Origin of the sequence: Bradyrhizobium glycinis, from assembly GCF_016031655.1 — a bacterium.
Taxonomy (GTDB): domain Bacteria; phylum Pseudomonadota; class Alphaproteobacteria; order Rhizobiales; family Xanthobacteraceae; genus Bradyrhizobium; species Bradyrhizobium glycinis.
Genome location: NZ_JACCHQ010000008.1, coordinates 132153 through 158897, shown reverse-complemented (window position 1 = coordinate 158897; position 26745 = coordinate 132153). Strand labels below are relative to the sequence as shown.

Sequence of the window (26745 nt, the reverse complement as noted above, 5' to 3'; positions counted from 1 at the left end):
ACGCTCTCAAGCAATCAGTGCAGTCTTAGTGTGTCGGCAACGGCGGATGCGGGATCGCCGTCAGCAGCTCCTTGGTGTAGTCGTCCTTGGGATCGCCGAGCACCTGCTCGGAAGAACCTTCCTCGACGATCCGTCCCGTCCGCATCACAATGACACGATCGCACAACAAGCGCACCACATTCAAATCATGCGAGACGAACAGATAGCTCATACCTAGCCGCGCCTTGAGATCCTGAAGCAAATTGAGGACGACGGCCTGCACGGAGACGTCCAGCGCCGCGGTCGGCTCGTCCAGGATGACGAGCTTGGGATGCAGCGCGATCGCCCGGGCGATGCCGACGCGGGCCTTCTGGCCGCCGGACAATTGGTGCGGGAAGCGGTCGAGCAGATTGTGCGGCAGGCCGACCATGGTGGCCAGCTCTTCGCAGCGGGCGCGCAGCGCGTCGCGTCCCCTGACGTCGCCCAATTGCATGATCGGATCGGCGATCGCGCGCGCAGCGGTGAAGCGCGGGTTGAGGCTGTCGGTCGGATCCTGGAACACCATCTGGATGCGGCTGCGCTGCGGCAGCCGCGCGAACGCGGCGGGAGCAATGCTGCCGATGTCCTCGCCGTCGAACTGGATCAGGCCGGAGGTCTGGTCGAGGAGGCGCATCACCATCATCGACGTGGTCGACTTGCCGCAGCCGGACTCGCCGACCAGGCCGACGCTCTCGCCATGGCCAATCGCAAAGGAGATGCCGTCGACGGCGCGGAACACGTCCGGCTCCACCGGCGGCTTGCGGCCGAACAGTTTGCCGAGCACGGCGGTCGCACCCTGGCGGGGATATTCCTTGACGAGCTTGTCGACGAGCAGGAGGGGTTTTGATGTTTCGTCACCCCCGGGCTCGACCCGGGGGTCCATCGACCGAGAGAGGTCTTGCGAAGTTTGATGGATGGCCGGGTCAAGCCCGGCCATGACGGCTCTGCTTTCTTCCTCAGGCAGCAGATCGCGCAAGCTCACCCCAAGCCGCGGCGTCGCGCGCATCAGCTTCTTCGTATACGGGTGCTGCGGGTTCGCGAAGATGTCGGCGGCCGTGGCGGTCTCGACGACACGGCCCTTCTCCATCACGACGACGCGGTCGCAATAGGCGGCAGCGAGGCCAAGATCGTGCGTGATCAGGATGGTCGACATCGCGCGGCGTTTCGTCAGCTCGACGATCAGGTCCATCACGGCCTTCTGCGTGGTGACGTCCAATCCCGTCGTCGGCTCGTCGGCGATGAGGAGCTGCGGATTGCAGGCGAGCGCGAGCGCGATGACGACGCGCTGGCACATGCCGCCCGACAGCTCGAACGGATAGGCGTGGTAGCGCTCCCGCGGGCGCGCGATCTTGACCTGCTCCAGCGCCTCGATCGCCTTCTCGCCATGATCGGCAACCTGGGCCTGCTGCACATGGGTGCGCAGCACGTCCTCGATCTGGTCGCCGACTTTCCGGATCGGGTTGAGCGCGGCACGCGGATTCTGGAAGATCATCGAGACTTCGCGGCCGCGCAGATCGCGCATCTGGTCTTCGGTCGCCGCCTTGACGTCGATGCCGGAGAACATCACAGAGCCCTCGGCGATCTTGCCGGCGCGGTCGAGGATGCGCATCACCGCGTAGGATGTCACCGACTTGCCGGAGCCGGACTCGCCGACGATGGCGAGCGTCTCGCCCTTGGCCACGGAGATGTTGACGTGCTGCACAGCCTTGACGATGCCGCGGCGGGTGGTGAATTCGACCGTGAGGTCCTGGACCTCGAGCAGCGGCTGGGCGGTCATGCGGGCCTGCCGATCAAAAAGTGCGAAAACAACCCCATGCACAGTAGAACGAGGTTGGAATCGTTGAGGAATTTCAACCAAAAATTCACCATCACGTCCTCCGTTGCGGATCGACGATGTCGCGGAGGCCGTCGCCGAGGAGGTTGAAGCAGAACACGGCGATCATCAGGGCAAGGCCGGGGAAGAGCGCGATCCACCATTCGCCCGACACCATGAAGCCCGCGCCTTCAGCGACCATGATGCCCCATTCGGCGGTCGGCGGACGGACGCCGAGGCCGATGAAGGAGAGGCCGGCGGCGTTGAGGATGGCGTAGCCCATGGTCAGCGACATCTGCACGATCATGATCGGCATGATGTTGGGCAGGATGTGCACCAGCAGGATGCGGAATTCGCCGTTGCCTGAGAGACGCGCGGCCTGCACGAAGCCGGCATTGCGGCGGACATTGGCTTCGGCGCGCGCGACGCGGGCATAGAGCGGGAAGTTCACGATCGCAGTGGCCAGGATGATGTTCTGCACGGTGTTGCCAAGCGCGGCGACGATGCCCATCGCCAGCACGAACAGCGGAAAGGCCATGATGGTGTCGGCGATGCGGCCGACGACGCGATCGGTCCAGCCGCCGAAATAGCCGGCCGCAATGCCGGCAAGGCCGCCCATCAGGAACACCAGAGCAACCGACGCGATCGCGATGAAGAAGTCGAGGCGCGTGGCGACGATGACGCGGCTGAAGATGTCGCGGCCCAATTGGTCGGTGCCGAACCAGTGCGCCGCCGACGGCGGCTTCAGCGCAGCGGCCGTGTCGGAGGCGAGCGGATCATAGGGCACGACATAGGGGCCGAACAGCGCGGCGAACACGATGATCAGGAGCAGCGCAAAGGCAAAGCCCGTGACCTTGTTCTCGCTGAGGACGTAACGGGTCTGTTCAAGCACCGCGACGAGGCCTGACGTGCGGGCGGGCCCGACAGGTTCAACAGCAGGCGCAACGGAGCTCATTGTGTCACTCCTGAGCGTCATGACGTTGGGTGCCGAGCTGGGAGTTGGCTTCACCTCTCCCGCTTGCGGGAGAGGTCGGCGCGGAGCGCCGAGTGAGGGCTCTCTCCTCTCGGGGGTGCTCGACCGCGGAAAAAGCCCTCTCCCCAACCCTCCCCCGCAAGCGGGGGAGGGAGCGCACCGTTCGCGTGGCTTCGAATGCGATCATCTACCCCTCCAACCTGACGCGCGGATCGATCACACCGTACAAAATGTCGATCACGAGATTGAGCAGCACGTACATCACCGCCATGGTCAGCACGAAGCCCTGCACCGGCGCGAAGTCGGAGGAGATCAGCGCTTCCACCGCGTAGGAGCCGATACCCGGCCAGGCGAACACCTTCTCCACCAGCACGTTGGCGCCGAGCAGGAACGAGAACACCATGCTGAGCGTGGTGATGACAGGCAGCATCGCATTGCGAAACGCGTAAGTGACGATCACGGTCGCCGGCGACAGGCCGCTGGCGCGCGCGGTGCGAACGAATTCGGACGCGAGCACCGCGAGCATGGAGGCGCGGGTCATGCGCGCGATCGGCGCCAGCGAGAAGATCGCGAGCGTCGTTGCCGGGAGAATGAGCTGGCTCAGCGCCGAGCGGAACGCCTCGACATCGCGCGCGATCAGGGTGTCGATCAAATAGAAGCCTGTCACCGTTGGCGGCGCGCTGTAGAACACGTCGAGACGGCCGAGCGGCGCCGGCGACCAGCCCAGCCGGAAGTAGAAGACATAGACCAGCACGAGGCCGGTGAAGAACACCGGCAGCGAGACGCCGGCCGTGGTCGTCACCCGACAGAGATGGTCGATCCATGATCCCGGCCGCGTTGCCGCCAGCACGCCGAGCGGAATGGCGATCGCAATGGACACGAAGAGGCCGAGCAGCGTCAGCTCGGCCGAGGCCGGCAGGCGGTTGCGAATCTCGGTCGCGACCGGCTGGCCCGTCGTCAGCGAGTTGCCGAAATCGCCGTGCGCGAGATCGTTGGCATAGCGGAAGAACTGCTCGATCAACGGCTTGTCGAAGCCGAGCTTTTTCCGGATCTGCTCGACGGCTTCCTTGGTCGCGGCCGGGCCCGCGAAGTAAGCGGCGGGATCGCCCGGCAGCGCGCGCGTCAGCAGGAAGGTGACGATGACGACGCCGATCAGCGAGGGGATCGCGAACATCAGGCGCTTGCCGATCATGGTCAGCATGGGGTGCTCCTGCGCGTGTTGCGCACTCTGCGAGCCGCGCGCTCCGCTGCGTTCCCTGCCCCCTTGTGGGGGAGGGCTAGGGAGAGGGGTGGCCGCCCGAGAGGTCGGAGTTCGTGGCTACCCCCCTCCCTGCCCCTCCCCCACAAGGGGGGAGGGAATGAGAGAGTGGTGCTCACCTCACTCCAGCGCGGAAAGCTGGAAGACGCGGACGTGTTGCTCGCGCCACCCATGGCCCCTCACCCCTTCGCCATCGCGCGATAATCGAGCCTGCGGTGGAACCAGTATTGGTAGCCCGTGACGTTCTTCTGCATCGCGACGTTGACGAAGGGCTGATACAACGGGATGCGCGGGATGTCGGCGAAGGCGAGATCGACGAAGCCCTTCACGTCGGCATCGTAAGCGGCCTTGTCGCCGGTCGCTGCCGCCGTGCGCGCACCGTCGATGAACTTGTCCATCGCCGCCGACTTGTAGCTCATGGTGTTGAAGACGGAATTGTTGCCGTGATAGCACCAGTAGAAGAAATACTCGGGGTAATCGAGCCAGCCCGAGAACACGTTGGTGAAGAGCGGCATCTCCTTCTTGTTGAGTTCGGTGCGCCAGTTGGCGCCGGGCACCTTGTTGATGGTGGTCTTGATGCCGAGCTGGGCGAGGCTCTCCTGCACCAACACGCACAGCGGCTCGTTGACGCCGGCGAAGTTGAGGTCAAACGAGATCGTGGTCTCGAAGCCGCCTGCGTAACCGGCTTCTGTCAGCAGCGCCTTCGCCTTCTCCATGTCGGTGTTGTATTTGTGCGGCTGCGGCCAGGCGACTTCGGTCGCCTTGTCCTTTGCGCCGAACATGGGATTGCCAAGGCCGAACAGCACCGCGTCCATGATCTTCTGATACGGCAGCGCATAGGCGATGGCCTGCCGCACCTTGACGTTGTCGAACGGCGGCTTGGTCACGTTCATGCCGATATACTGGATGCCGTTGGAAAACGGCAGCGACACCACATTGAGCTTGCCGTTCGCCTTCATCTCCTGGAAATCCTTGAACGGCAGCTCATAGGAGATGTCGGCGTCGCCGCGCTCGAGCAGCGCCCGGCGGTTGCCGGCCTGCGGCACCATGCGCCAGATCACGCGCTTGATCTTGGGGAGCGGGCCGCCGACCCAATCCTCGTTCCGCTCCATGATGACTTCGGTGCCCGCGGTCCACTTCGTCACCTTGTAGGCGCCGGAGCCGGCGGTCTGCTGCTTGGTGTATTCGAGACCCCAGGGGTCTTTTTCGCTGGCGTTCTTCTTCACCAGCTCGGAATTGACGATGCAGGGCACGATGACGGCGAGATCGGGGATCGTCAGCTTGTCCTTCTTCAGGAAGTCGACGCGCACGGTGTGATCGTCTACCACGACGAACTGCTCGGCCTTTGTCAGCGAACCCGCGCTCATCTGGAAGGTCGGGAAGCCGCCGACGCTGACGGCGCGGTCGAGCGACCATTTCACGTCTTTCGCCGTGACCGGCGCGCCGTCGTGGAATTTGGCGTTCTTCTTCAGCTTGAAGGTGACCGACATGTCGTCGATCTTCATGTCGTCGGCGAGCTCGCCCTTGAACTTGTCGCGGTCGTAATAGGGCACCCCGCCGGGGCCGCTCTTCATCTCGTGGCTGATCAGGCGGTCGTAGCAATTCCAGGAGACCTCGTAGCCGGGCACGTTGGTGCCGACGCCATGGATGTCGAGATTGTTGGGGCCGCCCTCCGAGACGATCAGCAGCGTCTCCGAGCGGGCGTCGGCCTTGGCCGAGGAGATCACGGATGGCATGGCCGGAAGCGCCGCGCCAGCGGCCAACCCGGAAACGGATTTGAGGAAATCGCGGCGCTTCATGAAATCGCTCCAACATGAAAGTTTTTGGTTGGAACTGGATTCGCAAGGTTTGTGCCAAGGGTTAACGGAAGCTTGAACCGTGCGTAAATTATTGATTTATAATGATATTCACCCGAGTTCGGCTCACTAGGCAGTTCTCAGCGGCCTCTGTCGTTGCATACAAAGATGAGATTTTGATCATAAAATAAGCAGATGAAGCCGGGGGCCCAATTTACCGCCATGGCCGTCGACTCTCTTGCCGCGGGTCGCGGCCCTCGACAGGAGATCGGGTCTCGTGGGCTAAGCTCGTCATTGCGAGGAGCCCTTGCGACGAAGCAATCCAGAGTCTTTCCACGGAGACAATCTGGATTGCTTCGCTTCGCTCGCAATGACGGTGTTGACGGAGCGCTCAGCCGGGCCAGATCAACTCCTGCAGCTCGACCAGATCATCCACCCTCTCCTGCCAGCCCTCGATGCAGATGTGGCTGTTGAGGTCGCTGGCGCGGTGCAGCAGCATCAGGGCCATCAGGCGGCGCTTGATGGTGGCGTCCAGCCTTGCATAGCCAAAACCTTCGAGCAGGCTCGTCACCCGGCCCGGCCGGCCCGCCGCCATGAAGGCGCTAGGGCCGAGCAGATCGTAGTCGCGCCATCCCACGAGCACGTCGCCGAAATCGAACAGGCCTGCGAGCGACCATTGGCCGTCATCGCAGGCGAGCAGAAAATTCTCGGGGATGTATTCGCCGATCAGGATCACCGGCGGCGCGTCCATCGGGATCAGCTTTGCGGCATCGCGCAGGAGGTCGTCGAGGCCGGCGAGGAATTTCGGCGCGAGGCCGAGACGCTCGTGTCGCGCGCGGCAACCCTGCATCTGGGCCCGCATGAACACGTCCCAGCGCGGCTCGATGGACGCGAGCTCCCCTAGCGGAACGCGCTGCACGCAAGCGATGGTCTCGCCGATTTGGCGCAGCAGGCGCTCCTTCTGCGGCTCCGGCAGTGACGGCCAGACCTCCGAGCCGAGCGTGCCGGTAAGACGCGTCATGACGAGATAGAGCCAGCCGTCGCGCATCCCCTCCGCGACGATCTCGGGGATCGGCAGGTGCAGACGGCCGGCGAGCTGCGTCAGCGCGGCGCGCTCCGAGACGAATTGCGCTGCGAGCAGCGGCGGGAAGATTTTCAGGATCAGCTTGTCGCCGAGGCCGACCACGAGATTGGTGCCGGTCGCAAACACCTGCGGTGAGCCGGCATCGAGGCCATGGCCGCGTGCGATGTCGAGGGCGATCGGCAGCCATTGTGAGGGATCGGAGCGGAAGGCGCGGAAGCTTGCGGCGTCGGTGAAGACCGGTAGTTGTTGCGCTCGACCACTCGTCATCCGCGCGCTCTCATCGAAAGGAATTTGGCGAATTCGATGCAAACCACGCAGACGGTGCACCTCTCCCGCTTGCGGGGGAGGTCGGCGCGAAGCGCCGGGTGGGGGCTCTCTCCTCTCGGGGATTGTCCCGTTGTGGAGACACCCTCTCCCCGACCCTCCCCCGCAAGCGGGGGAGGGAGCGCACCACGATTGTGGCTGCAGCGAGATTGAATCGCGACATGCTGCTACCGCTCCGGGCTTGCCCGCTCGAACTGGCGCAGGAGCTTGTTGCCGCGCTCGACGGCGGAATCGAGTGCGGATTGCGCGCTCTTGCGGCCGGCGAAAGCCTGCTCGAGCTCGTCCTCGATCACGCCGCGGATCAGGACGAAGGAGCCGAGCCGGATGCCCTTGGAGTTCTCGGTCGGCGGATTGAGCGTGATCTGCTCGAACGAGATCGCCGAGCCCGGATTGCGCTCGTAGAAGCCTTGCGAGCGCGTCAGCTCGAAGGCGGCGCGGGTCACCGGCAGATAGCCCGTGTTCTGGTGCCAGGCGGCCTGCACGCCGGGCTGGGACAGATAGGCGAAGAACCGCGCCACGCCCTTGTATTCCTCGCGCGGACGGTCGCGCAGCACCCACAGCGTGGCGCCGCCGATGATCGAGTTCTGCGGCGCGCCCTTCACGTCGGGCCAATAGGGCATCATGCCATAGCCGATCTCGAACTTCGAATTGGCCTTGATGTCGGCGCGCGTCGCCGAGGAGCCGATGAAGATGCCGCACTCGCCCTTCTGGAAGCGCGGCTCGGCCGACTGGCCGCGGCCGCTGTAGTCGAACAGCCTGGTCTTCTGCCACTCGCTGAGCGCCGCGACGTGATGCACCAGCGTCGGATTGTTGATGGTCAATTCCGCATCCAGCCCGGCGAAGCCGTTCGCCCGGCTCGCCACCGCGAGGTTATGAAAGGCGGAGAAATTCTCGACATGGATCCAGGACGGCCAGGACGTGGTGAAACCGCAAGGCGCGCCGCGGTCGCGCAGTCGCTTGGCGGCCGCTCCCAGTTCCGGCCAGGTCTTCGGCGGCGCCTCCGGATCGAGGCCGGCGTCGCGGAACATGGTCTTGTTGTAATAGAGGATCGGCGTGGAAGAATTGAATGGGAAGGACAAGAGATTGCCTGATGCATCGGTGTAATAGCCGGAGACCGCGGGCAGATAATCGCTGAGCGAGAACGGCTCGGCCTGATCGCGCATCAGGCTGAACACCGGGTAGATCGCGCCCTTGGCCGCGGTCATGGTGGCGGTGGCGACCTCGTTGACCTGGACGATGGCGGGCTGGCTGCGCGAGCGGAAGGCGAAGATCGCGGCCGTCACCGTCTCGGTGTAATTGCCCTTGTAGACGGGCACGATGCGGTAGCCGGACTGCGAGGCGTTGAAGTCGGCTGCGAGCTTTTCCAGCTGCCTTCCGAGCTCGCCGGACATGGCGTGCCACAACGCGATCTCGGTGGCGGCCCGCGCAGGGGCGGCCAATGAGAGGGCCGCAAAGGCGGCGACGAGCTGCAAAAGGCGCAAGGCTGACCTCACGATGGCTCTTCCCAGAACGCACGGCGAAGGCCGGCCACCTTGCTTAAGGCGCGGCAATCGCGGTTTCAATCGGGAATGAACGCCGGCTGCGCCGCACAATCGGCTCGCCGGTGCGGGATGGCCTTCCGTTCACCATCTGATAGATTGCATTGAACCTTTTCCTTCCGCCATAGACTCCACCACTGAGGGGTTGAGTGTGCCAGTGTTGAGCCGTGCCGAACTCTCGCGGACTGGGGTGGTCTTCGTCGCGCTTCTGCTTGCCGCAGTCTCGTCGAGCATGCGCACGACGAGCGCGGTTGCGCGTGAATTTCGTGCCGCCGACACCCAGACCGAGGATTACCCGACCGTGCAGGCGCTGCGCTATATGGGCGCCCTGATCGCCGAGCGCACCGGCGGCCGGCACGAGATCAAGGTGTTCCACTCTCGCCAGCTCGGGGAGGAAAAGGAGACCATCGAGCAGACCCGGGCCGGTGCGATCGACCTCAACCGGACCAACGTGGCGCTGATCGGCAATTTCGTCCCGGCCATGAACGTGCTGGCGATGCCGTTCCTGTTCCGGTCCATCGAGCACATGCAGAAGGTGCTGGACGGGCCTGTCGGCAGCGAGATCCTCGACAGCTTCGAGCCCTACGGCTTCGTCGGGCTCGCTTTCTACGATTCGGGCGCGCGGTCGATCTACAACGGGGTCCGTCCGGTGAAGACCATCGCGGACCTCAAGGGATTGCGGATCCGGGTGCAGCAGTCGGAGTTGATGAGCCAGATGATGCGCGCACTCGGCGCCGAACCGGTCGAGCTGCCCTATGGGCAGGTGCTCACCGGGCTTGCCAACCATCTGATCGACGGCGCCGAAAACAACTGGCCATCCTTCGTGACCACGAACCATTACCAGCATGCCGGCCATTACACGCTCACCGAGCACACGATGAGCCCGGAGGTGCTGGTGATCTCGCTGAAGGCCTGGAAGAGCCTGTCGGCGGAGGAGCAGACGATCTTCAGGGAGGCCGCGCAGCGCTCCAGCCGGTTCATGCGCGAGAAGTGGCACGACCTCGAGGAACAGTCGCAGCGCAAGGCGCAGGAGGCCGGCGTGACCATCATCAGGGACATCGACCGCAAGCCGTTCGAGGAGGCGATGGCCGCAATCTACGCCAAGGCCGAGCGCGACCCCGCGGCGGCCGCGCTGATCGAACGGATTCGCAAGGTGGAGTGAGGCCTGTTGGCTGCGCTTGGACATAGCGAACACGCGGACAAGCCGCCCGGCCCGATCGGGCAGCTGCGCGCGCGCATCGTCGGCCTGCTGCGGGCGGTGCCGATCCGCTGGCGCATCCTGTCGATCGCCGCGCTGAACTCGGCCGTGGTCGTGGTGCTGGTGGCGATGATCTGGAACGGCGCGAAGGTGCTCGGCTCGGCCTGGGACGACGTGCGCCAGGTGCGCGAGTCCGACCGGATCCTGGCGCTGCTCGAAAGCGAGACCGGACGGCTGCAAAACCTGATCCACCGCTACATCAACCAGCCGAGCCCGGACCTGTTCGCCGAGATCCTGTTGCTGCGCGAGGCGGTGCTGGGCACGCTGACGGGCCGCGCCGCCAAGGACCCGATGCTGTCGGGCTCGGTGGAGGAGCTGGAACGCACCACCGACCGCTTCCTCAACGGCTTCGGCGAGCTGCGCAGCGTGCAGTCCACCATCGCCAGGACCTATGAGGAGCAGGTGCAGGGCCCCGCCAGGGACATGGCGGGCCTCTACTCCATCATCGAGGGCGCCACCGGCCATCGCGACGCGCTGATCTGGCCCTCGCTCGGCAAGTCCCGCGAGGCCTTCACCGCGATGCTGGTCGCGGCCAATTCCTACTATCTGTCGCAGTCGTCGGGCGCCGCCGACGACGCGCGCCGCCACACCGAGACGATCGAGAGGACCATCCCGGTCATGATCGATCTCGCCGACAACGACCTGCAGAAGATGGCCTTGCAGCGGCTCGCGGCCCGCACCGCCGCGCTGCGCGAGGGCTTTGCAAAACTCTCCGAGCAGCTTGCGAGCCGCACCGAGCTCCTGCGCAACACCATCGACGCCAGCCAGGCCGAGGCGATCGGCGCCATCGACGACCTGTCGACCAAGATGCGCCAGCGCGAGCAGAAGGCGCAGGAGACGTTCGACCGCACGCTGGCGGATATCTCACGCCGGGTGCTGTCGATCGCCGTGATCTTCCTCGGCATTATCCTCACCGCGGGCGTCTTGATCGCGCTGTCGATCCGCCTGCCGCTGCAGCAGATCATGACGGCGATGCGTGCGATCACGCTCGGTGACCTCGACCGCGAGGTACAGGGCACGAAAGCGCGGGACGAGGTCGGAGCCATGGCACGCGCGGTGGAGGTGTTCCGCGAGAACGCGATCGCCAAGCGCCGGACCGAGGACGAGCTGCGCGCGTCCAAGGAAAAGGCCGAGAGCGCTTTGCTCGAGCTCAACACCGCGCAGCAGAACCTGATCGACGCCGAGCGGCTGGCCGCGCTCGGCGGCCTCGTTGCCGGCGTCGCGCACGAGGTCAACAACCCGATCGGCATCAGCCTGACGGTTGCATCGAGCTTTGCCCGGCGCACCGAGATCTTCGAAGCCCAGCTCAAGGGCGACGGCGGCCTGCGCCGCTCGCAGCTGGAGGAGTTCGTGCAATCCTCGCGCGACGCCTCGCAGCAGCTCGTCGCCAACCTGACCCGCGCCGGCGAGCTGATCCAGTCGTTCAAGCAGGTCGCGGTCGACCGCTCCCATGCCGAACGGCGGCAGTTCTCCTTGAGCGAAGCCACCGACCAGATCATCGCCAGCCTCAAGCCCGTGCTGAAGCGCTCGCCGATCACGCTGGAGGTCGACGTACCCGAGGGGCTGCTGCTCGACGGCTATCCCGGCTCCTACGGCCAGATCCTGACCAACCTCTTCCTCAACGCCGCCAATCACGCCTTCGCCGACGGCCGCGCCGGCAGGATCGCGATCTCGGCGCGGCCGCGCGGGACCGAGGATATCGAGATCAGCTTCTCCGATGACGGGGCCGGCATGACCCCGGACGTGCAGCGCCAGGCCTTTGACCCTTTCTTTACCACCCGGCGCAATGAAGGCGGCACGGGACTTGGCCTTCATATCGTCTATAACCTCGTCACCCAGCAGCTCGGCGGCCGGATGATGCTGGAATCCAAGCTGGGACAAGGCACTACTTTTCGCATTATCATGCCCCGCGTCGCCAAGGGCGGCGCGCAAAGCACAGAAAGTGACGGATCTTCTCAATGGCCGAACAGGACGATGTCCTCCACCTGATCGACGATACCGGTACCGCGTCGGAGGATAGCAACGCCCGGAAATGGAAGATCGCCGTCATCGATGACGATCCGGCCGTGCATGACGGCACGCGTTTCGCGCTGTCGGACTACAGCCTGAACGGCCAGAGCCTGGAGATCCTGTCGGCCTATTCCGCGGCCGAAGGCCGCAAGCTGATGGCCGAGCATCGCGACATCGCCGCGGTGCTGCTCGACGTCATCATGGAGACCGACGTCGCCGGCCTCGAGCTGGTCGAGTTCATCCGCAACGAGATCCGCAACGAGACCGTGCGCATCATCCTGCGCACCGGGCAGCCCGGCCAGGCGCCGGAGCGGCGCGTGATCGTGCAGTACGACATCAACGACTACAAGGCCAAGACTGAGCTCACCGCCGACAAGCTGTTCACCTCGCTGACCGCGGCGCTGCGCTCGTATCAGCAGCTCGAGCGCATGGTGCAGACGCGGCGCGGGCTCGAGATCATCATCGACGCGGCGTCCACGCTGTACGACTTCAAGTCGATGCAGCGGCTCGCCGAGGGCGTCCTGACCCAGCTCGCTTCGCTCCTCAACGTCGACTGCGCCGGCATCCTGGTGCTGCGCGACAATGGCGGCAACGATCCCGAACTCTCCGTGCTCGCCGGCAGCGGCTGCTACAGCCGCTTCATCGGCACCACCTCGTCGAAGGCGCTCGACCCCGAGCTGCGCGAGATGGTGGAGGCCGCGTTCCAGCGCCGCAAGAACGAGTTCGCCGATCATCGCAGCGTGATCTATTTGCGCACCGGATCGGGCCGCGAGGTCGTGGTGCTGCTCCAGGCCGAGCGCGAGCTGTCGGAGACCGACCGTTCGCTGGTCGAGATCTTCTCCTCCAGGCTCTCGATCGCCTTCGACAACGTCATCCTCTATCAGCAGCTGCAGGACGCCAACACCCAGCTGGAGGACCGCGTCGCCCAGCGCACCCGCGCCCTGATGCAGGCCAACCGCCGCCTCTCGGCGCAATGGCTGCGGCTGCAGCGCGCCAACGGCTTCAAGAACGAGATCCTCGGCACCGTCGCGCACGACCTGAAGAACCCGCTCGGCGTCATTCTCGGCCGCACCGAGATGCTCAAGGAGCTGATCTCGACCGGCGCCTCGGAAAGCGGCGTGGTCGCCCAGGTCGACCACATCCGCGACGCCACCAAGCGCCTGACCACGATGGTCGATCACCTGATCTCGGACGCGATGGCGGATGCCTTCGACATCACCATCCGCCGCGAGCCGGTCGACGTCGCCGCACTGGTCAAGGAGGTCGCCGAGGCCAACCAGCCGCTCGCGGTCAACAAGCAGCAGGCGATCAAAGTCACCGCGCCGCCCAACGTCGTCACCATGTGCGACACCGATCGCATCCGCGAGGCGATCGACAATCTCATCAGCAACGCCATCAAATACTCGCCGATCGGGGGCAAGATCGACGTGGCCGTCGTCCACGAGGGCAGCGACACCATCGTCCGGGTCAGCGACGAGGGCGCCGGCCTGTCGCCGGAGGACCTCGGCCGCCTGTTCGGCCGGTTCCAGCGACTGTCGGCCAAACCGACAGCCGGGGAGAGCTCGACCGGACTTGGTCTCTCCATCGTCAAGCGTATCATCGACATGCACGGCGGCGAGGTGACCGCCGAGAGCGAGGGCCCCGGCAAGGGCTCGACCTTCACCATCACCCTGCCCGCGACTGAAATGCCGTGATGCAAAGCCCGTGATGCAAAGCCCATGACCCAAAGCCAGCACATCATGATCGTCGACGACGAGGCTCCGGCCCGGGAGATGGTCGGCGATTACCTCAAGATGCACGGCTTCACCGTGACGCTGTGCGACGGCGGCAAGTCCTTGCGCGCCGCGATCCAGGGCAGCATGCCCGATCTCGTCGTGCTCGACCTCAACATGCCCGAGGAAGACGGGCTCTCGATCATCCGCGACCTCAAGAGCCGCATCAACGTGCCGGTCATCATGCTGACGGCGACCGCAAGCCCGATCGACCGCGTCGTCGGCCTCGAGCTCGGCGCCGACGATTACGTGGCAAAGCCGTGCGAGCTGCGCGAGCTGATGGCGCGAATCCGCTCGGTGCTGCGGCGGAGCGGGCCGGCAAAGGCAGCGGACGCGCCGGCGGCGAAGTCGGACAAGGAGCAGCTGGTGCGCTTCGGCACCAAATGGCTCGACCTCGAAGCGCAGGCCTTGCGCGACGACGAGGGCAACGAGCATCCGCTGACCGCGTCCGAGTTCGGGCTGCTCAAGGTGTTCGCGGCCAATCCGAAGCGCGTACTGTCGCGCGAGCGCCTGCTCGAGCTTGCGAACGCCCGCGACGCCGAAGCCTTCGACCGCGCCGTCGATCTGCGCATCATGCGCATCCGCCGCAAGATCGAGCCCGACCCGGCCAAGCCCGCGGTGATCCGCACCATCCGCGGCGGCGGCTATCTGTTCTCGCCGCAGGGCGAGAAGGCGTAGCGGCTGCTACTGGCAACCGCCGCTGTCGTCCCGGGGCGCGCGTAGCGCTAGCCCGGGATCCATAACCCCAGGGAGGGGTTACGACGCCGAGCTGGTAACTCCGAATCTTCGCCAAACCGCATCCTGTGGTTATGGGTCCCGGGCTCGCTTCGCGCCCCGGGACGACGGCGGTGGGTGCGGCGCGACCAAACGCAAATCGCCGGGATTCGTTCCGCGGCGCCCCCGTCCGGCCCCGAACCGCCACCCCCGTATTTTCGGCACGTTGAAATTCCTCGGTTTTTTGCTCCGAATGTTTCATCGCGGCCGTTGTCACGAAACAATTTGGCGGCGCACGAAACCATTTTCCGCTTTTCGTGCAGACGTCCCGAAACGTTGGCTCATTAACACTTTGTCCCAAGGAAACGCCGCTCGGTTGCGGCGCTACGGGGAGCCAAGTCCATGCCGAACGTCATTGCCATCAACGCCCAAGCCAGCCAGAGCATCATTGCCGCTCAGGCGACCTCGGACGACATGCTCCTCGAAAGCATCGCGGCCGGCAACCGGACGGCCATGCACATCCTTTACTGCCGGCACAATGTGCGGGTTTACCGCTTCATCCTGCGCATCGTGCGCGACGCCACTACGGCGGAAGACCTGGTCAGCCAGGTGTTTCTGGACGTGTGGCGGACCGCCGGCCAGTTCCAGGGCCGCTCGCAGGTGTCCACCTGGCTGCTCTCGATCGCCCGCTTCAAGGCGCTGACCGCGATGCGCCAGCGCCGCTTCGAGGACATCGACCAGGAGGACGTGCGTCAGATCCCTGATGATTGCGACACGCCGGAGACCTCGCTCGACCGCAGCGACACCAGCGCCATTCTGCGCGCCTGCGTGCAGAAGCTGTCGCCGGCGCACCGCGAGATCATCAACCTCGTCTACTACCACGAGAAGTCGGTGGAGGAGGTCGGCCAGATCATCGGCATCCCCCAGAGCACGGTGAAGACGCGGATGTTCTACGCCCGCAAGCAACTCGCCGATTTGCTTAAGGGCGCCGGCGTCGACCGTTTCGCCGCGTAACCACAATGATTTCAAGGGGATAGGACCTCAATTTCGGCCTTCTCCCTGGACACGGAAGCGTTACCGCCTTTGAAACAATTGAAACAAACGACAACATCAGGCGGAAAAACTTCCCCTCTATAAAGCTCCCATACGGTTTCGTTAAACCTCCCAAGACCTCCAGCGACCCGGACGATGCCCCGTCCGGGTCGCTTCGTATTTAGGCCTGAGCAACCACCCGACCGCGCCGTCACGAAGGCGTGACGCGGCGTAACGACTGCCACAGCCGATCCGAACAGCCCTCGTGACCTCCCACACGAGTGCCTCATGCTCGACCTACTCTTCGCTCTCCTCGCCGGCCTCCTCACCATCGCCGCGCCCTGCACGTTGCCGATGTTGCCGATCCTGCTCGGCGCCTCGATCGGGCGCGCGGGGCATCTGCGGCCCGCGATGATCGCGCTCGGCTTCGTCGTTTCCTTCTCGGTGGTCGCGCTGGCGCTCGGCGCGATCACACGTGCCTTCGATTTCGATCCGAACGTGCTGCGCGAGGCGGCTGCGGTCCTGCTGCTCGGCTTCGGCTTGTTGATGTTGTGGCCGGCGCCGTTCGAATGGCTGTCGATCCGGATCAACGGCTGGCTCGATCTGGGCAACACTGGCGCCATGCAGCGCGACGGCGCGCTCGGTGGGCTGATCCTCGGCACCACCTTGGGACTGGTCTGGACGCCCTGCGCAGGGCCGGTGCTCGGCTCGATCCTGACGCTGGTTGCGACCTCCAGGAATCTCGGCTGGGCCAGCACGCTGCTGGTCGCCTATGCCATTGGTGCTGCGATCCCGATGCTGGCGATCGCCTATGGCGGACAGGCCGCGACGACGCGCGTGCGCAGCCTGGCCCGGATCTCGCCGCGGCTGCAGCAGGGCTTTGGCGTCGTCGTGATCGGCTTCGCGGTCGCCGCCTATTTCCAATACGACACGCTGATCGTGGCGTGGCTCACCGGCTTCTACCCCACCGGCCAGATCGGCCTGTGATCCCACGTCATCTTCACCGGAGGACGCTTTCCATGACTCTCAAACTGCTCGCAATGTCTGCTGCACTGATCGGCATCACCGTTACCGGCGCCGTCATCCCCGGCATCTGCGACGAGGCCGCACGCGCCGCGCCTATCGTCGCCGCCGCCGCGAACCAGCAGGCCGCGCCCGACTTCACCGGCATCACCAACTGGTTCAACTCGAAGCCGCTTCATATCGCCGATCTCCGCGGCAAGGTCGTGCTGGTCGATTTCTGGACCTATGGCTGCGTCAACTGCGTCAACACGCTGCCGCATGTCACCGGCCTCTACGCCAAGTACCGGGATCGGGGCCTCGTCGTGGTCGGCGTGCATACGCCGGAATTCCCGTTCGAGCGCTCGGCCGCCAACGTGCAGGCCGCGCTGAAGCGCCATGGCATCAGCTATCCGGTGGCGCAGGACAATGAGTCCAAGACCTGGAACGCCTATCGCAATCAATATTGGCCGGCGCAATACATCATCGACCAGAGCGGCAAGATCGTGTTCCAGCACGCCGGCGAAGGCAGCTATGACGAGATCGATCGCACCGTGGCCAAGCTGCTGAACGCGAGCAGCTGAGGCCACGCGGCCATCGCGCGGCTGGCTGCAATTGTCAGCCTTGTTGCTTGACTCCACGGAGCCGTCCGTGGAGTTTCGCAACCGACGCAATCAGCCGCCCGCAATGGACGCGACCATCAGCACCGACATCCGCCTTCGTGAAGGTTCCTCGATCGCGCAGCGGCTGGTCGTGGCCGGCTCTGCGGCCGCCGTTGCGCTCTGCTTCACGCCGGGACTGTTCACGCAGGACGTCCTGGAAATCACGATATCGGCGCTAGCGCTGCTGGTGGGAGCCGGGTTCGTCGTCGGCATCATGATGGCGCCGGCGGTGGTGTGGATCATCACGCCGGACGAGATCCTGATCGGCCAGCAGAGGCCGTTCGGAAAACTCCAGACGCGCCTGGTCGGCAAGGACGAGATCACGGCGCTGCAGGTCCCCGGCAGCAAGAGGGTGAAGGCCCGCTTCCAGCTCGTGTTCACGCTGGCCTCGGGCGAGCGCCTGGCCTCGCCGCCGATTCCCGACGTCACCCATGTCAGCGACACCGTGGCGTGGATCGCGGCGAATTTCGACGTTCCCAATGTCGAGGCGCCGAGCAACCCGCTCGATGCCAGCAATCCCGAGATGCATCTCGGCGAGCCGCTCGAGGCGTTTTCCGCACGGGACATCCGAATCGTCGCGCTGATCGCGGTGGCCTTGTCCGCAGCCCCCTATGCCTACAAGCTGTGGCGCGGCCTCTCACCCAGCCATGTCGATATCCTGCTGCTGCCGCTGGGCGCGATCGCCGCATTCGCCATCTATCGCTATGCGAACCTTGCGACCGGCGCGTTCTGGATCATCGGGGCGAACGATATTCGCGTCGAGCGCCTGTGGGGCGACGGTAGCCTGCGGGCCGACCACATCACCGGACCCGACGTGAAAACGATCACGGTCGAGCGGCGCGGCCGCTCCGAGGACGAGCATTGCATCGTGGTGATCCGGCTGCATTCGGGGCGGCGGTTTCGCAGCCCGCGCATCGGCTCGCGGGTCGAGGCCCGCGCCGTGGCGACGGAGATCGTGCGGCGGCTCCGCATCGCGGCGGAGAGCAACAAGATCTAGCTGGCATTCAGTGCCACTTATCGAGGTTGATCTTTCGGCGCACTCGGTCTGAGCCTCTCCCGCAAGCGGGGAGGGAGCGGACTTCCGTCATCAAGCCTCATTTGGCGCGCCTTAATTGATCGGCCCCACCGTGAATGGGCCGATGGCGATGACATGGCAGTCGCTGTCGCGCTTGGCGCAGTCGGCGAGCGCGGAGGTGACGGCGGTCTGCTCGTCAGCGGCCTTGAGACCGAGGCCGGGCCGGCCCGACGTGCCGACGGCGACGGCGTTCCAGCCCATGGGGTCGGTGAGCTTGCGTACGACCTCGCCACGCGCGTCGGCCACGATCGAGGCGTTGGAGGCGGCATTGAAGAAGCCGGTGATCCTGAACAAGGTCGGGATCGGCACGACGAAATTGTCGTCGATCGCGACGACCAGACAGGGCACGCCGGCGATCGCGCCACACGATTCCAATGAGCGCCGCGCGGCATCATCGGCGGACGAGGCTCCCAGCACCATGAAATATTGCCCGCCCGGGCTGAGCGCGACGGAGCGGGCTTTCGCCGCCGGCACGAACATGTTCTCGAGCCGGATCTTTTGCGGTTCGCGGACCAGAGGAAAATCCTTCGAGGCGAACGGCCGCTCGGTCATGGCATCATGGCGCACCCAGGGCTGCGGCGGCATCGGCGGCTTGCCGTGCGTGTAGACGACGTTGTTGCCGACGGCATAGAGCTCGCAGCGCCGCGGCGATTGCGCCGCATCAGCGCGCTTCTGACACTGCTCGACCGCCGTGTTGCGCGCGGCTTCTTCGGTCGGCTGGTTCAATGCCGAGCCGGTGAAGCCGCCGATATTGAGCGCGAAAGCCTTGTAGTCGCCGGCCGCGGAATAGTCGCCAGCCAGGAAGTTGCGGACGCGCTCGTTGATGAAGGGCACGCTGTCGGCAACAAGCTTGCCCGTCATCGGCGCGGCGGAGGGTGACGGCGCGGGCATCGGCGCCATCGCAGCGCCGGCATTCGGCGGAGTCATCGCCGCCTTTGCGGCCGGGGTGGACATTGGGCTCGGCGCCATGGGCGTCGCTGCCGGCATCGGGCTTGCCGCCGCTGCATTCGCAGTCGGCGCGGCGCTCGGGGCCGGGGCCGGCGCCGCGGCACTCGCGGCGTGCTTGAGCTTGGTGTTGTAGAGAAAGCCGGTGACCACGATGGCGACGATCGAGACGACGGCGACCGCCAGCGGCCACATCCACACCGGTGCCGAGGCCATCTTGGAAGCCGCGTTTTTCAGCTTCGGCTTGGCATAGCTGCCGTCCTCGCGCCGCATCGCCACCATGTAGGCGTGCACCGGCGTCGGGATGTTCTTGACCTCCTGCGCGCCGATATCGGCGAACTGCACCGACAGCTTGTTGGCGACCTGCTCATGCACCGCGCGGGAGATGCAGATGCCGCCGACCTCGGCAAGACCCTCCAGGCGCGCGGCGATGTTGACGCCGTCGCCCAGGAGATCGCCGTCGCGCTCGACGACGTCGCCGATGGTGATACCGATGCGAAACGACATCTGCCGGCTCGACGGATAGGCCATGTTGCGGGTCCGCAAGCTTTCCTGGATGTCAATCGCGCAGCGCACCGCATCCACCGCGCTCGGAAACTCCGCGAGCACGGCATCGCCCGCCGTGTTGAAGATGCGCCCACCGGCCTTGGCGATGAAATCGTCGACGACCTCGCGATAGGAGGCCAGACGCCGCAGCGTCTCCTCTTCGTCTTCCGCGACCAGCCTCGAATACCCGGCAATATCGGCTGCGAAAATCGCTGCGATCTTGCGTTTCATCTGCCGGCCCCCGGAACAATCCGCGAGCGCAGAATGCCGCCATCTCCGGCGCGGTGCAACAAAGTTTCAGCGCCCGCCACGGTCGGTGACGAGCGCTGAACCTGTTCAGGAATTCCTTTGCAGGAATGTCTTGTTCGAGCCCCGGAGCGGTGCCCCGGGGCTTAGTGCATAGCCGTGGAGCTGAGCTGGTGCTGGATGCTCTTGAAGTGATCGAGCCGCTCGATGGCCTGATCGAGCTCGGAGCCCTCATGCTCCTTCAGGTTCTCTTCCATCTCCGCGATGGTCTCGGCGAACTGGGCGCGGTCCAGCTCGGCCAGCGAGGTCGCGACGTCGGCGAGCACGGTCAGGCCTCTTTCGGAGACCTCAGCAAGGCCGCCAAGCACGATGATCTTCTCGTGGCGGCCGCCGGTGGTCACGGTGAGGATGCCCGGCCGGATCGCCGCCACGACCGGCGCATGCCCTGCCAGCACGCCGAAGTCACCCTCGACACCGGGAATGTCGACCTGGTCGACCTCGCCCGAGAAGGCGAGCTTTTCCGGTGAGACGAGATCGAAATGGAAGGTGGCCATGGTGTTTCCGCTTGCTTTGCCTGTCACCCGCGGGCTTGACCCGCGGGTCCATCCATCAAACTCTTTCGCGATGGATTGCCGGGTCAAGCCCGGCAATGACACCGAGAATTAGGCGGCTTCCGCCGCCAGCTTCTTGCCCTTCTCGACCGCCTCTTCGATGGTGCCGACCATATAGAAGGCAGCTTCCGGCAGGTGGTCGTACTTGCCTTCGACCAGGCCCTTGAAGCCCTTGATGGTGTCGGCGAGGTCAACGAACTTGCCCGGCGATCCCGTGAAGACTTCGGCGACGTGGAACGGCTGCGACAGGAAGCGCTCGATCTTGCGGGCGCGGGCCACCGTCAGCTTGTCCTCTTCCGACAGCTCGTCCATGCCGAGAATGGCGATGATGTCCTGCAGCGACTTGTAGCGCTGCAGCACCTGCTGGACCTGGCGGGCGACGGCGTAGTGCTCCTCGCCGACGACCAGCGGGGAGAGCATGCGCGAGGTCGAGTCGAGCGGGTCCACCGCCGGGTAGATGCCCTTTTCCGAGATCGCGCGCGACAGCACCGTGGTGGCGTCCAAGTGCGCGAACGAGGTGGCGGGCGCCGGGTCGGTCAAGTCGTCGGCCGGCACGTAGATGGCCTGCACCGAGGTGATCGAACCCTTCTGCGTGGTGGTGATGCGCTCCTGCAGCGCGCCCATGTCGGTGGCGAGCGTCGGCTGATAACCCACGGCCGAAGGAATACGACCCAAGAGCGCCGACACTTCCGAACCCGCTTGCGTGAAGCGGAAGATGTTGTCGACGAAGAACAACACGTCCTGACCCTGATCGCGGAAGTGCTCGGCGACGGTCAGACCGGTCAGGCCGACGCGGGCGCGGGCGCCCGGCGGCTCATTCATCTGGCCGAACACCAGCGCGCATTTCGACTTCACGCTCGGATCCGGATTCTTGGGATCGGCGTTGACCTTGGACTCGATGAACTCGTGATAGAGGTCGTTGCCCTCGCGGGTACGCTCGCCGACGCCGGCGAACACGGAGTAACCGCCGTGCGCCTTGGCAACGTTGTTGATCAGCTCCTGAATCAGCACGGTCTTGCCGACGCCGGCGCCGCCGAACAGGCCGATCTTGCCGCCCTTGGCGTAGGGCGCGAGGAGGTCGACGACCTTGATGCCGGTGACGAGAATTTCGGCTTCGGTCGACTGGTCGGTGTAGGTCGGCGCTTCCTGGTGGATGGCGCGGGTGCCCTCCGACTTGATCGGGCCGGCCTCGTCGATCGGCTCGCCGATGACGTTCATGATGCGGCCGAGCGTACCGTCACCCACGGGAACCGAGATCGGCTGACCGGTGTCGGTCACTTCCTGGCCGCGCACCAGACCTTCGGTGGCGTCCATCGCGATGGTGCGGACGGTCGATTCGCCGAGGTGCTGCGCGACTTCCAGAACCAGGCGGTTGTTGCCGTTCTTGGTCTCCAGCGAGTTGAGAATGGCCGGCAGGTGGCCTTCGAACTGCACGTCGACGACGGCGCCCATGACCTGGGTAACGCGACCGATCTGTGTGGCTGCTGTAGCCATTTACTGTCTCCTTCGATCCGAATTTCGTGTCCGGTCAGACTGCTTCTGCGCCGGAGATGATTTCGATGAGTTCCTTGGTGATCTGAGCCTGACGCGTGCGGTTGTAGACCAGCGTCTGCTTGCGGATCATTTCGCCGGCATTGCGGGTGGCGTTATCCATCGCCGACATCTGCGCGCCGTAGAACGAGGCGTTGTTCTCGAGCAGGGCGCGGAAGATCTGCACCGCGAGATTGCGCGGCAACAGACGCGTGAGGATCTCGTCCTCCTCCGGCTCGTATTCGTAAGAGGTCGCGCTGCCGTTCGCACTGCCTTCCTCGACGACCAGCGGAATGATCTGCTGGGCGGTCGGGACCTGTGCGATCACCGATTTGAATTTCGAGTAGAACAGCGTGCAGACGTCGAACTCGCCGGCGTCGAAACGCGCCAAAACCTTCTTGGCGATGTCCTCGGCGTTGACGAAGCCGAGCTGGCGGACGCTGCGCAGGTCGAGATGCTCGACGATCTGCTTGTCGAACTGGCGCCGGAGCTGCTCGTAACCCTTGCGGCCGACGCAGAAGAACTTCACTTCCTTGCCCTGCGCGATCAGCGCCAAAGCGCGCTCGCGGGCGAGACGCACGATCGAGGAGTTGAAGGCGCCGGAGAGGCCACGCTCGCCGGTGCAGACCAACAGCAGGTGAACCTGGTCGCGGCCCGTGCCGGCCAGCAGCACCGGTGCGCCGGGCGAGCCCGCCGCGGCGCCGGCGATGTTGGAGATCACCGCGCTCATCTTGTCGGCATAGGGACGCGCCGCTTCCGCGGCGGTCTGCGCGCGGCGCAGCTTGGAGGCGGCGACCATCTGCATGGCCTTGGTGATCTTTTGCGTCGCCTTGGTGGAGGCGATGCGGACGCGCATGTCTTTAAGTGACGCCATTCTTCGTCCCCAGCGATCAGCCTGCGGCTCGACCGCGACCCTATCCTTTCGTCATGCCCGGGCTTGTCCCGGGCATCCACGTCTTCACCTTCCACGCAGCAAGGCGTGGATGGCCGGGACTTCAGTTGCGAAGACGCGCTTCGCGCTTCAGCCCGGCCATGACGGCACTCTTAAGCGAAGCTCTTCGCGAAGCCTTCGACCACCGACTTCAGCTTGCCGGCGGTGTCGTCGGAGAGGTCGCGGCTGTCGCGGATCGCGTTGAGGATGTCGGCGTGCTTGCCGCGCAGCAGCGAGAGCAGGCCGTCCTCGAACGCGCGCACCTTGTTGAGCGGCAGCGGATCGAGATAGCCGTTGGTGCCGGCCCAGATCACGCAAACCTGCTCCTCCATCTTCAGCGGCGAGAATTGCGGCTGCTTCAACAGCTCGGTGAGGCGCGAACCGCGGTTGAGCAGGCGCTGGGTCGAGGCATCGAGGTCGGAGCCGAACTGCGCGAACGCCGCCATTTCGCGGTACTGCGCGAGCTCGCCCTTGATCTTGCCGGCGACCTTCTTGGTGGCCTTGGTCTGCGCCGAGGAGCCGACGCGCGACACCGACAGACCGACGTTCACAGCCGGACGGATGCCCTGGAAGAACAGGTCGGTTTCCAGGAAGATCTGGCCGTCGGTGATCGAGATGACGTTGGTCGGGATGTAGGCCGACACGTCGTTGGCCTGGGTTTCGATGACAGGCAGCGCCGTCAGCGAGCCCGAGCCCTGGTCCTTGTTCAGCTTCGCCGCGCGCTCGAGCAGGCGGGAGTGCAGATAGAACACGTCGCCCGGATAGGCTTCGCGGCCCGGCGGGCGGCGCAGCAGCAGCGACATCTGGCGGTAGGCGACGGCCTGCTTGGACAGGTCGTCATAGATGATGACCGCGTGCATGCCGTTGTCGCGGAAGTACTCGCCCATGGTGCAGCCGGTGAAGGGCGCGATGTACTGCATCGGCGCCGGATCGGAGGCGGTGGCGGCAACGACGATCGAATATTCGAGCGCGCCCTGCTCTTCCAGCACCTTCACGAACTGCGCGACGGTCGAACGCTTCTGGCCGACCGCGACGTAGACGCAGTACAGCTTGATGTTCTCGTCCGGCTGCGCGTTGAGCGGCTTCTGGTTCAGGATGGTGTCGAGCGCGATCGCGGTCTTGCCGGTCTGGCGGTCGCCGATGATCAGCTCGCGCTGGCCGCGGCCGATCGGGATCAGGGCGTCGATGGCCTTGAGGCCGGTCGCCATCGGCTCGCTCACCGACTTGCGCGGAATGATGCCAGGCGCCTTGACGTCGACGCGCATGCGCTTGTCGGCCTGGATCGGGCCCTTTCCGTCGATGGGATTGCCGAGCGCGTCGACGACGCGGCCGAGCAGGCCCTTGCCGACCGGCGCGTCCACGATGGCGCGGGTGCGCTTGACGGTCTGGCCTTCCTTGATCTCGCGGTCGGCGCCGAAAATAACGACACCGACGTTGTCGGTCTCGAGGTTCAGCGCCATGCCGCGGGTGCCGTTCTCGAACTCGACCATTTCACCGGCCTGGACGTTGTCCAGACCGTAGACGCGGGCGATACCGTCGCCGACGGACAGCACCTGTCCGACTTCGGAGACTTCAGCTTCCTGGCCGAAATTCTTGATCTGGTCCTTGAGGATCGCGGAAATTTCCGCGGCGCGGATGTCCATCAGCCTGCCTCTTTCATCGCGTGCTTGATCGAATTGAGTTTGGTGCGAAGCGAACCATCCACCATGCGGCTGCCCAGCTTGACGACAAGGCCACCGATGATCGAGGGATCAACCTTCACGTTCAGCGCGACATCCTTGCCGGTCACCGATTTGAGGGCGACCTTGAGGGCATCGAGATTCTTGTCCGAGAGCGCTTCCGCCACGGTGACGTCGGCGGTCGTCTCGCCCTTGAACTTGGCGACGAGCGCGCGGTAGGCGCGGATGACGTCGGCCACCGCGAACAGGCGGCGGTTGGCGGTCAGCACTTTCAGGAAGTTGGCGGCGATGCCGGTGATGCCGGCCTTGTCCAGCACGGCCGAGAGGGCCTTGGACTGGGCGTCGGCCGCGAACACCGGGCTGCGGACGAGGCGCTTCAGATCGGCGCTCTCGTTCAGCAGGGCATCGAATTTGTCGAGATCGGCTTTGACCGCGTCGACCACGTTCTGGTCGCGGGCCAGTTCAAACAAGGCCGTTGCATAACGGCCGGACACACCTGAAACGGACGTATCTTCTGCAGCCACAGACGCGCTCTTTTTGCTGTCAAACTCGCAAGGGAAAAACCGTCGCCACGAAGCGGCGCCTAGCGATCCAAGCCCTTGGAATTCAAGCGGGACTTCGATTTTCGACCAGCACGGGAGGTGCCGGGCTCGTTAAAATCGCGGCTTTGCTAACATAGCGGGCGCGCAGGTGCAACATGACGCCAAATTAAAGGCATGAGGTTCTGTCGCCAGTTCGTCGCAGCCTCGCGACATATCGCGCACGGAGGCGCAGCCGAGGCGGCCACCTGCTACCTCACGGAAATTGGCGCCGGCCCTGCCGCGGCACCCTCCATTGGTTCCTGCCCCCAGCGCATAGCGGCCATGAACACGGATCGCTGACGCGTGAATCCGTTCCCGCCAGTTCCACCCGCCGAATACTTATCGAATTCTAAATGCGCGGGGCGATGACTTCGCTTTACAGTAATCGAAAGTAGTCGTGAGGTTAATAAATCGTTAAAGGCGAAGATTACGGAACATCGGCTGAATATCGCGCGACGGTAACAAGATATTTCATGACGACACATACTGGATTTACTGCCCAATTCACGCCTCATTGGGAATCGAAACGCCAATCCGCTCACAAACTGATGGGGGCTCCACTTGCCACAAATGTGGCAATACTAGCTTAGGGACCATTAAATGCTGTCTTTGAAGACGCTGGGCTTTGTGACCCGGCCGCGTACGGCGATTGCTTTCGTCGCCGCAACTCTCCTCGTCGGTGGAACTGCCACCGAAGCTTCCGCCAAATCCCGGCATCACCGGCATCACCACCGCCACCAGGCCCAGACCGAGGCCAACGCGACCTCCGATTGGCGCAATGCCAATGCGTCGATGACGCCGACCTCCGGCACGGGCCGCAGCTTCTCCGGCATCGCGTCCTTTTACGGCAATGAGTCCGGCAGCAAGACCGCCTCGGGCCAGCGCTTCAACCAGAACGCCATGACCGCGGCGCACCGTTCGCTGCCGTTCGGCACCAAGCTGCGCGTCACCCATGGCGGCCAGAGCGTGGTCGTCACCATCAACGACCGCGGCCCGTTCATTCGCGGGCGTGTGCTCGACCTCTCCACCGGTGCCGCCCGCGCCATTGGCCTCACCAGTCGCGGCGTCGGCCGCGTCACCGCGGAAGTCATCTCCTAAGGCGTTTCGACGCGCCTTCCTTCACACGCGCAGTTTTCATCAGTTTGATGCGCGCGTGAAACGAGCCCGCGGTCTTGGGGGACCGCGGGCTTTTTGTTGTTTGCTGTCGTCATTGCGAGCGCAGCGCGTAGGGTGGGCAAAGCATCCGCCGGCGATCGCAGAGCGACGGCGGATGCGTGCCCACCAATTTCAGTGGTGGGCACGCTTGCGCCTTCGTTCTTCGAACGAAAACGCGCGCTTTGCCCACCCTAC

21 protein-coding genes are annotated in these 26745 nt (G+C 64.8%); 9 read left to right on the top strand and 12 right to left on the bottom strand.

What is annotated here, in order from left to right:
- Positions 1-25: 25 nt before the first annotated feature.
- The 6 genes from HZZ16_RS14390 to ugpB all read right to left on the bottom strand — a co-directional run bounded on the left by HZZ16_RS14390 (position 26) and on the right by ugpB (position 8774).
- Positions 26-1795: a dipeptide ABC transporter ATP-binding protein gene (locus HZZ16_RS14390; RefSeq protein ID WP_197949097.1), complete on the bottom strand. Its 1770-nt coding sequence runs from the start codon at positions 1793-1795 to the stop codon at positions 26-28.
- Positions 1796-1886: 91 nt separating this feature from the next.
- Positions 1887-2786 carry an ABC transporter permease gene (locus HZZ16_RS14385; RefSeq protein ID WP_197949096.1) on the bottom strand — a complete coding sequence of 300 codons (900 nt, stop codon included), beginning with the start codon at positions 2784-2786 and terminating at the stop codon, positions 1887-1889.
- Between the two features lie 205 nt (positions 2787-2991).
- A complete protein-coding gene (locus HZZ16_RS14380) occupies positions 2992-4005 on the bottom strand; it encodes an ABC transporter permease (protein WP_197949095.1) in 1014 nt (337 codons plus the stop codon).
- 236 nt (positions 4006-4241) lie between these two features.
- Complete coding sequence (locus HZZ16_RS14375) at positions 4242-5861, bottom strand: ABC transporter substrate-binding protein (RefSeq protein ID WP_197949094.1); 1620 nt, start codon at positions 5859-5861, stop codon at positions 4242-4244.
- Between the two features lie 388 nt (positions 5862-6249).
- Positions 6250-7209 (bottom strand): aminoglycoside phosphotransferase family protein, encoded by a 960-nt coding sequence (locus tag HZZ16_RS14370; RefSeq protein WP_197949093.1) that lies wholly within the window; start codon positions 7207-7209, stop codon positions 6250-6252.
- Positions 7210-7433: 224 nt separating this feature from the next.
- Positions 7434-8774 carry a sn-glycerol-3-phosphate ABC transporter substrate-binding protein UgpB gene (ugpB, locus tag HZZ16_RS14365; protein WP_197949278.1) on the bottom strand — a complete coding sequence of 447 codons (1341 nt, stop codon included), beginning with the start codon at positions 8772-8774 and terminating at the stop codon, positions 7434-7436.
- 181 nt (positions 8775-8955) lie between these two features.
- Between ugpB and HZZ16_RS14360 the strand changes: the two genes are divergently transcribed.
- The 8 genes from HZZ16_RS14360 to HZZ16_RS14325 all read left to right on the top strand — a co-directional run bounded on the left by HZZ16_RS14360 (position 8956) and on the right by HZZ16_RS14325 (position 18248).
- Positions 8956-9966 (top strand): TRAP transporter substrate-binding protein, encoded by a 1011-nt coding sequence (locus HZZ16_RS14360; RefSeq protein WP_197949092.1) that lies wholly within the window; start codon positions 8956-8958, stop codon positions 9964-9966.
- 54 nt (positions 9967-10020) lie between these two features.
- Positions 10021-12051, top strand: a complete 2031-nt coding sequence (locus HZZ16_RS14355) for a sensor histidine kinase (protein WP_197949277.1) — start codon at positions 10021-10023, stop codon at positions 12049-12051.
- Entirely contained in the window at positions 12021-13766 is a 1746-nt protein-coding gene (locus HZZ16_RS14350; RefSeq protein ID WP_197949091.1) for an ATP-binding response regulator, read from the top strand. The genes HZZ16_RS14355 and HZZ16_RS14350 overlap by 31 nt, the downstream gene beginning before the upstream one ends.
- Positions 13767-13790: 24 nt before the next feature.
- Positions 13791-14522, top strand: coding sequence for a response regulator (locus tag HZZ16_RS14345; protein WP_036020286.1), 732 nt, complete (start codon positions 13791-13793; stop codon positions 14520-14522).
- 438 nt (positions 14523-14960) lie between these two features.
- Positions 14961-15572, top strand: a complete 612-nt coding sequence (locus HZZ16_RS14340) for a sigma-70 family RNA polymerase sigma factor (RefSeq protein WP_197949090.1) — start codon at positions 14961-14963, stop codon at positions 15570-15572.
- A gap of 306 nt (positions 15573-15878) precedes the next feature.
- Positions 15879-16577 (top strand): cytochrome c biogenesis CcdA family protein, encoded by a 699-nt coding sequence (locus HZZ16_RS14335; RefSeq protein ID WP_197949089.1) that lies wholly within the window; start codon positions 15879-15881, stop codon positions 16575-16577.
- Positions 16578-16609: 32 nt separating this feature from the next.
- Positions 16610-17173, top strand: a complete 564-nt coding sequence (locus HZZ16_RS14330) for a thioredoxin family protein (protein ID WP_197949088.1) — start codon at positions 16610-16612, stop codon at positions 17171-17173.
- A gap of 103 nt (positions 17174-17276) precedes the next feature.
- Positions 17277-18248, top strand: a complete 972-nt coding sequence (locus HZZ16_RS14325) for a hypothetical protein (protein WP_197949276.1) — start codon at positions 17277-17279, stop codon at positions 18246-18248.
- 111 nt (positions 18249-18359) lie between these two features.
- Here HZZ16_RS14325 and HZZ16_RS14320 read toward each other — a convergent pair whose 3' ends face one another.
- From HZZ16_RS14320 to HZZ16_RS14295, 6 genes are all read right to left on the bottom strand, one after another.
- Entirely contained in the window at positions 18360-20048 is a 1689-nt protein-coding gene (locus HZZ16_RS14320) for an adenylate/guanylate cyclase domain-containing protein (protein ID WP_197949087.1), read from the bottom strand.
- Positions 20049-20209: 161 nt separating this feature from the next.
- Positions 20210-20617, bottom strand: a complete 408-nt coding sequence (locus HZZ16_RS14315) for a F0F1 ATP synthase subunit epsilon (RefSeq protein WP_197949086.1) — start codon at positions 20615-20617, stop codon at positions 20210-20212.
- A 108-nt stretch (positions 20618-20725) separates the two neighbouring features.
- Positions 20726-22168 carry a F0F1 ATP synthase subunit beta gene (atpD, locus tag HZZ16_RS14310; RefSeq protein ID WP_197949085.1) on the bottom strand — a complete coding sequence of 481 codons (1443 nt, stop codon included), beginning with the start codon at positions 22166-22168 and terminating at the stop codon, positions 20726-20728.
- A gap of 34 nt (positions 22169-22202) precedes the next feature.
- A complete protein-coding gene (locus tag HZZ16_RS14305) occupies positions 22203-23078 on the bottom strand; it encodes a F0F1 ATP synthase subunit gamma (protein ID WP_197949084.1) in 876 nt (291 codons plus the stop codon).
- A 170-nt stretch (positions 23079-23248) separates the two neighbouring features.
- Complete coding sequence (gene atpA / locus HZZ16_RS14300) at positions 23249-24778, bottom strand: F0F1 ATP synthase subunit alpha (protein WP_197949083.1); 1530 nt, start codon at positions 24776-24778, stop codon at positions 23249-23251.
- Positions 24778-25338 carry a F0F1 ATP synthase subunit delta gene (locus HZZ16_RS14295; protein ID WP_197949082.1) on the bottom strand — a complete coding sequence of 187 codons (561 nt, stop codon included), beginning with the start codon at positions 25336-25338 and terminating at the stop codon, positions 24778-24780. Before HZZ16_RS14295 ends, atpA begins: the two co-directional genes overlap by 1 nt.
- A gap of 657 nt (positions 25339-25995) precedes the next feature.
- On the opposite strand from HZZ16_RS14295, the gene HZZ16_RS14290 reads away from it, so the two are divergent.
- Positions 25996-26493 carry a septal ring lytic transglycosylase RlpA family protein gene (locus HZZ16_RS14290; RefSeq protein WP_197949081.1) on the top strand — a complete coding sequence of 166 codons (498 nt, stop codon included), beginning with the start codon at positions 25996-25998 and terminating at the stop codon, positions 26491-26493.
- Positions 26494-26745: the final 252 nt, after the last annotated feature.